10 protein-coding genes are annotated in these 12,971 nt (G+C 55.6%); 3 read left to right on the top strand and 7 right to left on the bottom strand.

Translation table 11 applies throughout. The features are described from left to right. Positions 1-103: 103 nt before the first annotated feature. From ACOOFE_RS13805 to uvrA, 3 genes are all read right to left on the bottom strand, one after another. Positions 104-250 carry a DUF1127 domain-containing protein gene (locus tag ACOOFE_RS13805; RefSeq protein ID WP_247653682.1) on the bottom strand — a complete coding sequence of 49 codons (147 nt, stop codon included), beginning with the start codon at positions 248-250 and terminating at the stop codon, positions 104-106. Positions 251-962: 712 nt separating this feature from the next. Next, positions 963-1,115, bottom strand: coding sequence for a DUF1127 domain-containing protein (locus tag ACOOFE_RS13800; protein WP_141186862.1), 153 nt, complete (start codon positions 1,113-1,115; stop codon positions 963-965). 235 nt (positions 1,116-1,350) lie between these two features. Further along, complete coding sequence (uvrA, locus tag ACOOFE_RS13795; protein WP_420415455.1) at positions 1,351-4,278, bottom strand: excinuclease ABC subunit UvrA; 2,928 nt, start codon at positions 4,276-4,278, stop codon at positions 1,351-1,353. Positions 4,279-4,737: 459 nt separating this feature from the next. Between uvrA and ACOOFE_RS13790 the strand changes: the two genes are divergently transcribed. Then, positions 4,738-5,295, top strand: a complete 558-nt coding sequence (locus ACOOFE_RS13790; RefSeq protein ID WP_420415454.1) for a single-stranded DNA-binding protein — start codon at positions 4,738-4,740, stop codon at positions 5,293-5,295. A gap of 337 nt (positions 5,296-5,632) precedes the next feature. Further along, positions 5,633-7,606 (top strand): L,D-transpeptidase family protein, encoded by a 1,974-nt coding sequence (locus tag ACOOFE_RS13785; protein WP_420415453.1) that lies wholly within the window; start codon positions 5,633-5,635, stop codon positions 7,604-7,606. A gap of 327 nt (positions 7,607-7,933) precedes the next feature. Here the strand turns inward: ACOOFE_RS13785 and ACOOFE_RS13780 are convergent, their stop codons facing one another. Beyond that, entirely contained in the window at positions 7,934-9,199 is a 1,266-nt protein-coding gene (locus ACOOFE_RS13780; RefSeq protein ID WP_420415452.1) for a zinc ABC transporter substrate-binding protein, read from the bottom strand. Positions 9,200-9,378: 179 nt separating this feature from the next. Here ACOOFE_RS13780 and ACOOFE_RS13775 point away from each other — a divergent pair, with 179 nt between their 5' ends. Then, on the top strand, positions 9,379-10,230 hold the full coding sequence (locus ACOOFE_RS13775) for a PaaX family transcriptional regulator C-terminal domain-containing protein (RefSeq protein ID WP_420415451.1): 852 nt from the start codon (positions 9,379-9,381) through the stop codon (positions 10,228-10,230). An 8-nt stretch (positions 10,231-10,238) separates the two neighbouring features. Here ACOOFE_RS13775 and paaK read toward each other — a convergent pair whose 3' ends face one another. Genes paaK through paaG form a run of 3 tightly spaced genes read right to left on the bottom strand, consistent with a single transcriptional unit; the run spans position 10,239 to position 12,808 of the window. After that, positions 10,239-11,546 carry a phenylacetate--CoA ligase PaaK gene (gene paaK / locus ACOOFE_RS13770; protein ID WP_420415450.1) on the bottom strand — a complete coding sequence of 436 codons (1,308 nt, stop codon included), beginning with the start codon at positions 11,544-11,546 and terminating at the stop codon, positions 10,239-10,241. Between the two features lie 45 nt (positions 11,547-11,591). Further along, a complete protein-coding gene (gene paaI, locus ACOOFE_RS13765; RefSeq protein WP_420415449.1) occupies positions 11,592-12,017 on the bottom strand; it encodes a hydroxyphenylacetyl-CoA thioesterase PaaI in 426 nt (141 codons plus the stop codon). After that, the gene (gene paaG, locus ACOOFE_RS13760) at positions 12,014-12,808 is read right to left on the bottom strand and encodes a 2-(1,2-epoxy-1,2-dihydrophenyl)acetyl-CoA isomerase PaaG (RefSeq protein ID WP_420415448.1); all 795 of its coding nucleotides are present in this window, start codon (positions 12,806-12,808) and stop codon (positions 12,014-12,016) included. The genes paaI and paaG overlap by 4 nt, the downstream gene beginning before the upstream one ends. Between the last annotated feature and the right edge of the window lie 163 nt (positions 12,809-12,971).

Raw genomic sequence — 12,971 nt, 5'->3', positions numbered from 1 at the left:
TGGGAGGAGGATCCGGCAAGCGTTTTTTTGAAGCTCTGCGTTTAAGGCGCAGAGGATAACGGCCATTGGCTGGGAGGAGGATGCCTTTGGCCGTTAAGGGGTATTATTTAATTGCTTCGCGGGCGAAACGTGCGATCTCTGTGCGGGCGATGCCCAGATCGTCCAACTCGCGGTTGGTCAGGTTGGACAGCTCGTCGTAGGTCCGGCGGTAGCTTTTCCAGTTGTTGAATTTCCGTACGATATCGATCATGGCTCTGGCCTTTATATCTCATGGCCATGGCACCGCGGATCGGCGTCTGGCCCGTTCATCTCGTTACAGGCAGGGATATAGGCGTCTTGTGCGGCGCGAGGTAGATGGGAAAACGCGATGCAGATATGCAAAAAATGCAAGTTTATAAGGCGTTAACAGCATAAAACTGCCTAGATCCGCGCCAGTTCGAGGAGGTGCGGTTGAGCAGCGAAAAGTGCATCAACCTTGAGTGGGGCGGCGCGCTGCCGTTGATTGCTTGATTGGAATTGTCAAACGTTTCCAAGTTTACGCTCGGGGCTCTAACCTGCAATGTAACAATGCAAAAGCATTGTCTCGCTGGTGTGGAGGACGCCAGCTAAACGCAAGTTGTAGCTTTTGGGGATCGTGAGTTTTCCAAGTGCGCCCGAGCCTTGTTTCGTGTCCGGGCGATGGGAAGCACAGCTTATCTGGACACAGATGAGATCGCGATTAATTGGAATCGATTTTCACTTGCCGAATTCTTGGAATTAATCGGCGATAGGTGAATCATACTCTTCAGGGAGCGCTTCTTAATAGAAAACGGGACACTAAACGAACAAACGCCTGCCAGCGGGAGGAGGTGCTGGCAGGCGTTGTTTCGACGTGACAGGGCTGGGAGGAGGATGCCCTGCGTGTCACACGTCCGTTGGCTGGGAGGAGGATGCCTCGGGACGCGATCTCTAATCTTTTATGTTCAGCCTTCGAAGCTGCGGCGGGCTACAAATTTGATGTCGCCGCGGCTGATGCCGAGATCCTGCAGCTCACGGCTGGACAGGGCGGAAAGCTCATCCACCGCACGGCGGTAGCTTTTCCAGTTGTTGTATTTGCGCACAACAGTGTCGAACATTTTGTTTTTCCTTCTTGGCGAGGCCGCTAAAAGCGCCCCGCTGCGTCGTTGTTGAGTATTGATATAATTCATCACCCGAAATTAAAGAAGTGCTGTCTCTGCATGCCTGTCATGCGTTTTGTGCAATGCGAAAAAACGAATCAATTAAATCGTTTTGAAATACGGAAAAATCAATACAAAACAGAAAGATATATAAATATGCTGCGGAGCGATGCGGCGCCGCAGCATTCTGATGTTATTCCGCTGCGTCCGGTGTCTGCTGTGGACGCCGCTGCAGCAGCTCAGCGAGGAATTGTCCGGTGTAACTCTCCTTGATGGACGCTACGTCCTCCGGCCGTCCGGCGCCAACAATTGTACCGCCTCCGTCGCCGCCTTCTGGTCCGAGATCAATGATCCAGTCGGCGGTTTTGATGACTTCCAGATTGTGTTCAATCACCAGCACGGTGTTGCCCTGATCGACAAGTTCGTGAAGAACATCGAGCAGTTTGGCAACATCATGGAAGTGTAGGCCCGTGGTCGGTTCATCCAGAATGTAGAGCGTGCGGCCGGTGGAGCGCTTGGAGAGTTCTTTGGCGAGCTTAACCCGCTGCGCTTCACCGCCCGACAGCGTGGTCGCTTGCTGGCCGACCTTGATATAGCCGAGCCCGACCCGCGCCAGCGTTTCCATCTTGTCGCGGACAGCGGGGACCGCTGAGAAGAAGTCCGCCGCCTCTTCAACAGTCATATCGAGAACATCGGCAATTGATTTGCCCTTGAACTCGACTTCCAGGGTCTCGCGGTTGTAGCGTTTGCCCTTGCAGACATCGCAAGTGACATAAACATCGGGCAGGAAGTGCATCTCGATCTTGATCACACCGTCGCCCTGGCAGGCCTCGCAGCGTCCGCCTTTGACGTTGAACGAGAACCGGCCCGGCTGATAGCCACGCGCCTTGGCCTCCGGCATGCCGGCGAACCATTCGCGGATCGGCGTAAAGGCGCCGGTGTAGGTGGCCGGGTTGGAGCGCGGCGTCCGGCCGATCGGTGATTGATCGATATCGATCACCTTGTCGAGCACCTCCAGGCCTTCGATGCGGTCGTGCGGCGCCGGGTTGTCTCGAGCGCCGTTCAACCGCCGGGCAGCCGACTTATAAAGCGTATCAATCAGGAAGGTGGATTTGCCGCCACCCGAAACGCCGGTCACGCAGGTAAATGTGCTCAGCGGAACGTCGACATCAACATCCTTGAGGTTGTTGCCGCGCGCGCCTTTGACAGAGATCTTGCGTTTCTTGTCGATTTTGCGCCGTTCCATCGGCAGCGGAATCATCTTGGCGCCGGAGAGATACTGTCCGGTCAAGGAGTTGCCGTTGGCCATAACATCTTGCGGGGAGCCATGGGCAACCACCTGGCCGCCGTGCACACCGGCGCCTGGTCCGACATCAACAACATAGTCTGCGGTCAGAACCGCATCCTCGTCGTGTTCAACGACAATCACCGTGTTGCCGAGGTCGCGCAAATGGCGGAGGGTTTCCAGAAGTCGGGCATTATCGCGTTGATGCAGGCCGATGGACGGCTCGTCCAATACATACAAAACACCGGTGAGGCCGGAACCGATCTGCGACGCAAGGCGGATCCGCTGGCTTTCACCGCCCGACAAGGTGCCGGACGAACGCGCCATGGAGAGATATTCCAGACCGACATCGTTGAGAAATTTCAGCCGTTCGCGGATTTCCTTCAGGATCCGTCCGGCGATTTCCGTCTGTTTGTCATTGAGCTTTGCCGGAAGCTGGTCGAACCACGCGCCTGCGTCGCGAATGGAAAGCTCCGTGATGTGTCCGATATGCCGATCGGCGATCTTTACAGCGAGCGCTTCCGGTTTCAGACGGTAGCCCTGACAAGCGGGGCAGGCGTGGTCGGACTGGAACCGGGCAAGTTCTTCGCGCACCCAGGTGGACTCGGTTTCCCGCCAGCGCCGCTCGATGTTGCCGATGACGCCCTCAAACGGCTTTTCTGTCCGGTAGCTGCGCACACCATCATCATAGACAAACTCAATGTCTGTCTTGCCGGTGCCATGAAGGATCGCGTCCTGGACCTTCGCGTCCAGATCCTTCCAGGGTGTCGCCGTGGACACATCAAAATGGCGGCACAGGGCTTCCAGAGTCTGCGCGTAATAGGGTGAGGTGGAGCCGGTTTTCGCCCAGGGCAGCACCGCGCCTTCGCGCAAAGACAAGGTATGGTCGGGCACGACCAAATCTTCTTCAAAGGCGAGCGTAGTGCCCAGCCCATCGCAGGTCGGACAGGCGCCAAACGGATTGTTGAACGAAAACAGACGCGGTTCGATCTCCGGGATGGTGAAACCGGAGACTGGGCAGGCGAATTTTTCCGAAAATATCAGCCGTTTCGGATCGCCGTTTTCTTCGGTTTCTCCTGCAAATTCGGCGATTGCGATTCCATCGGCCAGTTTCAGCGCTGTTTCCAGTGAATCGGCTAGGCGGCCGGCGATATCATCGCGTACGACAATCCGGTCCACGACCACATCGATGTCGTGTTTGAATTTCTTGTCGAGGGCGGGAGCGTCGGCAATTTCGTAAAAGGTTCCGTCGATCTTAACCCGCTGGAAGCCCTTTTTCATGAGCTCTGCCAGTTCCTTGCGGTACTCGCCTTTTCGGCCGCGGACCATCGGCGCCAGCAAATACAAGCGGCTGCCTTCGTCCAGATCCATGACGCGGTCGACCATTTGACTGACCGTCTGACTTTCGATGGGCAAGCCGGTCGCCGGGGAATACGGAATGCCGACCCGCGCAAACAGCAGGCGCATATAGTCATAGATTTCGGTGACCGTGCCGACGGTAGAGCGCGGATTGCGGGAGGTCGTCTTCTGCTCAATGGAAATTGCCGGAGACAAGCCGTCGATCTGATCGACATCCGGCTTCTGCATCATCTCCAGGAACTGGCGGGCATAAGCGGACAGGCTTTCAACATACCGGCGCTGGCCTTCTGCGTAGATGGTGTCGAAAGCAAGAGACGATTTTCCCGACCCGGACAGCCCGGTCATGACGATCAGCTTGTTGCGCGGTAAATCTAGGTCGACGTTCTTCAGATTGTGTTCGCGGGCCCCGCGCACACTGAGAACTTTCGTCGGGTCTTTTTTCCAGGCGTCGCTGTCAGAAGCCTTCGGGGTCGTCATATTGTCGTCTTCCTGATCTTGCGCAGACAGCCCGGGCCGGGCTTTTTATATGTCTCCCGGGCGCGGTCCTGCTCGCACCCGATATAGCAGTTTCCAGCCCGTCTTCCAGATGGCTGTCTCTGCAAAATTCCGTTTGCTGCCAAACCTGGCAGGAGAATTGAATCAAGAGTATAAAAATGATAAGAACAAAACAAGTACAGATTGGCGGCCGTTGTGGATAGGCCGGGATTGCGGAACAAGACTGGTGGCAATGGCACATTTTGTTGCGTGGTTTTTACCTCTTAATGGTCCGGCAGAGGTCAACACTGTGGAAAATGGGGGGAGCTAGCCAAAAAAGGCGGCGTTTGTGCGATCTGATCGCTAGGGTGTGGACTTTAGAATTGGGCGCTTTAAACGGAGTGCCATGCCATCCAGCTGCTTTGGCGGGGCCGGGTGGAAGAACATAAACAGGAGTTGAGCATGGCGGGAAGCGTCAACAAAGTCATTTTGGTCGGGAATCTTGGGGCGGATCCGGAAATCCGGCGCACCCAGGACGGCCGTCCGATCGCTAACCTGCGGATCGCCACGTCTGAATCCTGGCGGGACCGCAATTCCGGCGAGCGCCGTGAAAAAACCGAATGGCACCGGGTGGTAATCTTCAATGAAGGCCTGTGTAAGGTCGCAGAGAATTACCTGCGCAAGGGCTCCAAGGTATACCTGGAAGGCCAGCTGCAGACCCGCAAGTGGCAAGACCAATCCGGTCAGGATCGATATTCTACCGAAGTCGTCCTGCAGGGTTTCAACTCCAACTTGACGATGCTGGATGGCCGCGGCGAGGGCGGTGGCCAACCTGGTGGTTTGCCAGATTACGGCAATGACCAGGGCGGTGGCGGCTTTGGCGGCGGATCCTCTGGCGGTGGCGGCTTTGGTGGCGGCGGCGGCGGCGGTGGATACGGCGGCGGCTCATCCGGTGGTGGCTTTGGTGGCCCGTCCGGCGGCGGCGGTGCTGGCCCGATGGACGACGAGATCCCGTTTTAATTTGTGAAATCATCTGCCTAAGCCGCTCAAATCACGGGCGGCTCACGGAAGAACATGCAAATGCGTCACACTGACGTGATTTGGAAACTGGCACCAAGTCTGTGCACTTAACCTTACGTACGGGCTTGGTGTAGTATTGATTCCGAAAGCTGTGCGATTCTGATCGCCTTGTTCCACGTGAGCAGGGCTTATTGGGGTTGCTGAATGCCGGTTAGGTTTGGTGATGGAAGCCGGCCGGCGGACTTCATGACGGCAGGGAATAAAACCGGGGCATTGGGCACTCCCGGACTGTGTTAGACATATTGAAATACAGGTTTTGACAATGCGAGTGAACACGATGGGACGAGCGGAACCAACGAACAAGGTTTCGGAAGGCCAGGAAGCAGTGTCCGTTAGCCAGAAACTGAGTGCTGGTTTGAAGGCCGGTCTAATGGCCAGTGTGCTGGCAACAAGCTTTTTCGCCTTGCCGGTGGCCGAAGCACAAGCCCAGGGCTTTTTTCAGCGGCTGTTTGACCCTGAATTCCATCGCCGCCAGCAAGAACGTGAACGGCGGGAGCTGCAGCGCAAGGCCGTGAAGGTTCGGGTGTCCGCTCCGCGCTATTTGACTTATGCGCCTGATAAACTCAAAGCCGTCTCTCTGGCGCCGTTGTCGGAAAAGAAAACAGCCGAAGCAGTTGCCGAGTCCGCGGAAGAGGCGACAGCGTCGACCAGTGACGCAAATGTCAGCACCTCAATCCCGGTCGTGCTGACACCGTTTGATGAATCCCGGCCGGCGCTGAAAACCATGAAATTGACCGTGCTTCCGGAAGTTGGCGAAGCGTTGATCGCTTTTTACCGCGAACATCCGGATTTCGTTTGGGTCAAGGACGGCAAACCGACCGCAAAAGCGGCGCAAATGCGCCGCGCTCTGCGCAATGCTGCCGAGTTTGCTCTGAACCCGGCAGATTATGTGGTGGCCTTGCCGGCTACATCGGCGCTGGAAGGCGACGAACTTGATGCCGCCGTCATGCGGTTCGAGATGGAGCTGAGTGCAGCGGCGCTCACTTATGTTCTGGATGCGACCCGGGGCCGTGTTGATCCCAACCGGATCTCGCAATACCACGACCTGCCGCGCCACGAGGTTGATCTGGTCGCCGCCTTGGAGGATTTCACAGCATCGAATGATGTGGCGACCGCGTTGGAAGCACACCAGCCACAGAATGATCATTTCAAGAAGCTGACGGCCGAACTTAAACGCCTCAAGGCTGAAGACGAAGAAGCCGATCAGATCGTCATCGCGCCGGGAACGTTTTTGAAAGCGGGCAAATCCAGCCCGGAAACCAAAAACATTGTCGCAGCGATTGCACGCCATGGGTCCGAAGAATTGAAAACGGCGCATGCTGAAACTTTGGCGGCCTATGACGGCAGCGATGTTTATGCCCCGGAACTGGTTTCCCTGGTCAAAGCGTTCCAGAAGGAAGCCAAACTGACACCGGATGGGATTGTCGGCAAGAACACCATCAAAGCCATGGTTGGCGAAACTAATGCGGCCAAAATTGCCAAGGTGAAGCTCGCGATGGAGCGCAGCCGCTGGATTCCAGAAGAGCTGGGCGCCCGCAAGGTATTCATCAACCAGGCCGCATTCACCGCAACCTATTTTGAACCAGGTTCAGACCCAATGTCGATGCGGGTGGTTGTTGGCAAAAAATCGAACCAGACCAACTTCTTCTACGACAAGATCGAGGTCGTTGAATACAACCCCTATTGGGGTGTGCCGTATTCGATCATCGTCAACGAAATGATCCCGAAACTGGCCGCAAATCCGAGCTATCTGGACCAATCCGGTTATGAAGTCACCACACCAGGGGGCCGGAAGGTGTCTTCAGCTTCGGTCGACTGGTATGCTGTGGCTGCCAAGCAGCAGTCGATCAATGTGCGCCAATATCCGGGCCGGTCGAATGCCTTAGGCGAGGTGAAGATTCTTTTCCCGAACAAACATCACATCTACATGCATGACACGCCGTCCAAGAGCTTGTTCAAGAAGGACGTGCGTGCTTTCAGCCATGGCTGTATCCGCTTGCATGATCCCAAAGGCATGGCCGCGGCGGTTCTCGGAAAGTCAAAAGACTATGTAACATCGCGCATTGCCGCGGGCCAGAACGAGCAAGAGAAAGTCTCCGGCGATATCCCGGTCTATGTGTCGTATTTCACAGCCTGGCCAGAAGCGGACGGAAACATTGGCTTCTACACCGATGTTTATGACCGCGACCGGTACCTTTTGAAGGCGATTGAAAAAACGGATCAGCTGCGCGCCAAAGCTCGGGCGTCATAAGATCCAAAATCCTGCTGGAAATTGGAAAAGCCCGCCGGTAAGACCGGCGGGCTTTTTGCTGAAGATCGCGACATTCTGAAAATCACTTTCGGCTGCGATGCCGGAGTTTCTTGGATCGGGCGGACAAAGAAACCCACAGCAGGTTCTGGACCAAGGGCTTCCAGATGAAATCTTCAACAGTCTTCTACCCGCCAGCTCGCCTAGAGCATCCTGCGTTCAGGTGAACGCAGACAAGATGCTCGACCACTTTAAAATCGATCAGCTTTTGGCTGTTCAAGCGATTCCACCTGAACAGCCGCTGATCTAGCGGGTACAGATCAAAACACCTTACGATTTTAAACAGCCTGCGATGGAAACTGCGAGGCTGGTCAGCAGGGCCGGGTAGAGGCCTGGTCCATTTTCCAGCTCGGTACCGAGCGGGTCCAAAGTTCCAACCTTTGCATCGCTGCCTTCAATGACGACAGAAACCAATTTTGAATCGAACTGAGGTTCCTGGAAGACGCAGGTGATGTTTTGAGAGCGGACGCGGTTTTGGATTTCAGATACCCGGTCGGCGCTGGCAAGGGCTTCCGGTGTCACCGAAATCGCGCCGCTGGCTTCAACACCATAGTGATGTTCGAAATGGTGATAGGCGTCATGGAAGACGACAAACTTGCCACCTTTAAGTGGCTCCAGTTTACCGGCGATTTCTGCGTTTAGGCTGGTGATGGTGGCTTCAAATTTGTCTGCGTTTGCCTTGTAGGTCGCAGCATGGTCTGGATCGATTTCGGAAAGAGTCGCGGCCATTGTTTGCGCAATTTTGATGCCGTTTTCCGGGTTCAACCAGATGTGCGGATCCTTGCCGCCATGGGCGTGATCGTGGCCGTGATCGTCGTGCACTTCGGCATGCTCTTCCTTGTGATCATCGTCGTGATCGTGCGCATGTTCTTCTTCGTGGTCGTGATCTTCGCCCTTATGCGCGTGCTCTTTTTCGTGGTCGTCGTCATGATCATGCGCATGGTCTTTGTCATGGTCGTGATCTTCGTCTGAAGGCCCTTCGGCATGCTCATCCTTATGATCATCGTCGTGATCGTGCTCATCTTTGTGAGCATGTTCTTTTTCATGATCGTGATCATCATCATGATCATGTTTTTCGGCTGATTTTTCATGATCCTCATGATCTTCATGGCCGTGTTCATCATGATCTTCGTGGTCGCCGTGATCATGACTGTCGAATTGATCGTTATCGCGCAGGCCGAGATGCTCGATGCCGTCCGCATCCATCATTTCAACACGAGCAGCCTTGGCCGCCATGGAGCTGATCGGTTTTTCAAGAGATGGGGTTAGTTCCGGACCAACCCAGAACACCGCATCGGCCCCTTGAAGCAGGAAGGCTTGCGACGGCTTTAAGGCGAACCCATGTGGGGATGCTGCGCCATCAATCAGAATATGCGGCGTTCCAACACCCTCCATCACAGCAGCTGCAATGGAATGGATCGGTTTGATGGTGGTCACGACATTAGGCGAGTCTGCAAAAGCTGGCGCTGTCAAAGCGGTGCTGGCGAGGACGGCGGACACGGCAAGGGCAGAGTGTATTTTTGTGCGGTTTTGCATGGCGGAAAGATCAAACATCCAGACAGGAGGGTTAGGGAGCGTGTGTTACAATGTAACATGTAATGGTATAACGTTGACTGATCAGGCGCGCAAGTCATGTCTTTTGACTGGAATCGACATGCCTTGGATAATTGCACCGGTACGATTATGGTGCCGCGAACCACTTGACCGGCTGACGTATGCAAACTCCCCAAGACATTTTCCTTAAGTCTCTGCTGTCGCCTTATCCGCCCAAAGCGGGTCCTCTCATTGTCACCATTTATGGCGATATCGTTGAGCCGCGCGGCGGCAGCCTGTGGGTTGGGGATCTGATCACGCTCTGCGGAGAATTTGGCGTCAATGAATCGCTGGTGCGCACCGCCGTATCCCGATTGGTAAGCCGGGATCAGCTCCAAGGCGAGCGGGAAGGGCGGCGTAGTTACTACAGCCTGACACCTTCAGCTCGTTCCGACTTTCACGCAGCCGCGGACCGGATTTTTGGTCCGCCGGACAGCGAATGTCTGCTCTTGATGGTGATTCAACCCGACAAGACAGCGCAAGACCGGCTCATAGAACAGGGATTTGGCGCGGTCGGAGACAGTCTCTTTCTTGGGGTAGACCGGCCGGGACGTACAGCAACCGGCGCACTGTTTCGGGCGGTTCCGCACCACGGCAGAGATTCTGACACCCAGGCGCTGCTGAACCGGGCGTTTGATCTTGCGAGGCTGGCACAGGCCTATAAGGATTTTATTCAGCGGTTCGAAGCTCTGAACGCGAAAAACGTCGAAGGTCTGCAAGCCCTGACGCTTCGGCTTGGGATAGTTCACGCCTACCGGGCCATCCGATTGAAAGATCCGCAATTGCCGGCCTCGGTCTTGCCGGAGGATTGGCCTGGGCACCCGGCGCGCAGTCTTTTCGCCAAGACCTATCTGCAATTGTCTGAAACCGCAGATCCTTATATCGGGGACACTCTGCAGGGCCGCAGCGCATTGCTTGCCGCTCATCCCGATGCACTAGACGTTCGGTTCACAGCGCTGCGGCAATTGGCCTGAAGTCCCAGTTATTCCCTGCGATTGTCAACAACACGTTTGGCTTTGCCCATAGAGCGTTCCACGGCTTCCGGTTCGGTCACATTGATAGCAGCCGTCACACCAATCACGCTTTTGATATGATGTGCCAATTCCTTGGCGGATGCGGTTCGCACGTCGGCATCTGCCGCGCCTGGAACGGCTTCCACATGCACGGTCATTCTGTCGAGCCGGTTTTCCTTGGTCAGTTCAATCTGGAAATGGGGAGACAAGCCGCTGCACTTCAGGATTTGCTCTTCGATCTGGGTTGGAAATACATTGACGCCGCGCAGGATAATCATGTCATCCGAGCGCCCGGTCACTTTTTCCATCCGGCGCATGGAGCGGGCCGTACCAGGAAGAAGACAGGTGAGGTCGCGCGTCCGGTAGCGGACCATCGGCAAGCCCTGTTTGGTCAAAGTGGTGAAAACCAATTCACCGATCTCTCCGTCGGGAAGGACCTCTCCGGTCTCCGGATCGATGATTTCTGGATAAAAGTGATCTTCCCAAATGTGCAGGCCGTCTTTCGTTTCGACACATTCATTGGCAACGCCCGGGCCTAGAACTTCAGAAAGTCCGTAGATATCAACCGCATGCATGTCGAAGGCCGATTCGATTTCCTGGCGCATCGCGTTGGTCCAGGGTTCGGCGCCAAAAATACCAGAGGCAAGCGATGTTTCGCGTGGATCAAGCCCTATCCGTTTGAATTCATCCAGGATGGATAAGAGATAAGACGGGGTCACCATGATGATCCGGGGTTTAAAATCCTGGATCAGAGTGACCTGGCGTTCGGTCATGCCACCGGATACCGGAACAACGGTGCAACCCATCTTCTCCGCGCCGTAGTGGGCGCCGAGGCCGCCGGTAAATAGGCCGTAGCCATAGGCAATGTGCACGATGTCGCCGGCCCGTCCGCCGGAGGCGCGGATGGAGCGGGCAACCAGATCGGCCCACATTTCAATATCGTCCGCTGTGTAGCCGACAACCGTCGGTTTCCCGGTGGTGCCGGAAGACGCATGAATGCGCACAATCTGATCCCGTGGGACAGCAAACAGGCCAAATGGATAGTGATCGCGTAAGTCCGTCTTCTCGGTGAACGGGAACAGGGCCAGATCTTTCAAGGATTTCAGGTCGGAGGGGTGTACGCCCTTGGCATCAAACCGTTTTTTGAACAGCGGTACGTTCTCATAGGCATGTGCCAATGACCATTGGAGCCGTTTGAGCTGCAAGGCTTCAATTTCATCACGTGAAGCCGTTTCGATTGCATCCAAGTCACCGGGTTTCGGCGCCAAATCTTCCATTCTATCCTCCCAAGCCGCAACTAAGATACACCCAGTGCGAAATCCTCAAACGGGCAATATCGTGCCTTTGGTAGTGCGTGAATTTCCTCGGAACTCAGCGATTTTATCGCCGTGCTGATTGGTGATGGTGACATCATAGAGCCCAGACCGGCCTGAACGGGATTGTTCGCGCGCCTCTGCCGTCAGCCGGTCATCAACATGAGCTGGAGCCAGGAACGTCACAGAACACTGTTGAGCAACTGTCACCTGATTGTAGGTGTTGCAGGCAAATGCAAAGGCACTGTCGGCGAGGGTGAAAATATAGCCGCCATGACATGTGCCATGCCCGTTGGCCATGGTTTTTGTCACCCTCATGGAGATTCGAGCCTCACCGGCATCCACTTCATCGAGGACCATTCCCAACTCTTGGGAGGCTGTATCCTGAGCCCACATCTTCTGTGCACAGGCTTTGGCAAGCTCTTTGGGGGTCATGTGCCGGAAAACCTCGCGGGCCGTTTTTCCATGAACGCGGCGACACCTTCACGGTAGTCATTCGTTCGTCCGGCTTGCTGTTGCGCGTCGCGTTCCCGGTCCAAATGGTCATCAAGACTTTGACCGGATGCCTCCTGCATCAGCCGTTTCGTCAGCGCAAGGCCGGTGGTAGCCCCGCCGGCAAGCTGCTCGGCAAGGGTCTGCGCTTCCTCCATCAAATTGTCATCGGGCAGGGCTTTCCAGATCAGGCCCCAATCAGCAGCTGATTGCGCTTGAAGTGGTTCTGCGGTCAGGGCGAGGGCCTTCGCCCGGGCTTCCCCGATCAGTCTTGGCAAAAGCCAGCTGCCCCCGGCGTCAGGAATTAGGCCGATTTTGGAAAAGGCCTGGATGAATTTGGCGGATTGCGCAGCAAGGACGATGTCGCAGGCGAGGGCGATGTTGGCACCTGCTCCGGCTGCGACGCCGTTTACCGCGCAAATCACCGGTTTCTTCAAGGCGCGGATTTGACGGATCAGCGGATTGTAAAACGTTTCGAGCGTGTACCCAAGATCCGGCGGGGCATCGGCTGCATCCATCTGTTCATCTGCAAGGTCCTGGCCTGCGCAAAACGCGCGACCTGCGCCTGTCAAAAGGACGGCACGGGTCTCTGCCGTCCCCGCGGCTGCGGCAAGATGCCCTCGTAAGGCCAGATGCATGTCTTCATTGAAGGCGTTCAGCCGGTCCGGCCGGTTGAGTGTGATGGTTTGAACACCATCTTTGATTTCTGACAGCACCGAAGGCGATTCCGTCATGCATTCCTCCCGAAACATCACATTAAAATCAGTATATTATGGTCTTGCGTGATATTTATGCATGGCACGCCAGGCTGGTCAAAGGCCACATCAAATTATGATGTTTTATCCGGCGCCACATTCTGTAAAGGCGCAATCGACCACTGTTCTGACATATCAGCCG

Origin of the sequence: Roseibium sp. (assembly GCF_965216085.1) — a bacterium.
Classification (GTDB): Bacteria; Pseudomonadota; Alphaproteobacteria; order Rhizobiales; family Stappiaceae; genus Roseibium.
Note: the sequence above shows the minus strand (reverse complement) of the source record. Positions and strands in the feature narration are given on the sequence as shown.

Excerpts from the sequence above, each read along its gene's own strand:
- ACOOFE_RS13785 (WP_420415453.1), top strand. The coding sequence starts at position 5,633 with ATGGGACGAGCGGAACCAACGAACAAGGTTTCGGAAGGCCAGGAAGCA.
- ACOOFE_RS13775 (WP_420415451.1), top strand. The coding sequence starts at position 9,379 with ATGCAAACTCCCCAAGACATTTTCCTTAAGTCTCTGCTGTCGCCTTAT.
- ACOOFE_RS13780 (WP_420415452.1), bottom strand. The coding sequence starts at position 9,199 with ATGCAAAACCGCACAAAAATACACTCTGCCCTTGCCGTGTCCGCCGTC.
- paaG (WP_420415448.1), bottom strand. The coding sequence starts at position 12,808 with ATGACGGAATCGCCTTCGGTGCTGTCAGAAATCAAAGATGGTGTTCAA.
- ACOOFE_RS13790 (WP_420415454.1), top strand. The coding sequence starts at position 4,738 with ATGGCGGGAAGCGTCAACAAAGTCATTTTGGTCGGGAATCTTGGGGCG.
- paaI (WP_420415449.1), bottom strand. The coding sequence starts at position 12,017 with ATGACCCCCAAAGAGCTTGCCAAAGCCTGTGCACAGAAGATGTGGGCT.
- ACOOFE_RS13800 (WP_141186862.1), bottom strand. The coding sequence starts at position 1,115 with ATGTTCGACACTGTTGTGCGCAAATACAACAACTGGAAAAGCTACCGC.
- ACOOFE_RS13805 (WP_247653682.1), bottom strand. The coding sequence starts at position 250 with ATGATCGATATCGTACGGAAATTCAACAACTGGAAAAGCTACCGCCGG.
- paaK (WP_420415450.1), bottom strand. The coding sequence starts at position 11,546 with ATGGAAGATTTGGCGCCGAAACCCGGTGACTTGGATGCAATCGAAACG.
- uvrA (WP_420415455.1), bottom strand. The coding sequence starts at position 4,278 with ATGACGACCCCGAAGGCTTCTGACAGCGACGCCTGGAAAAAAGACCCG.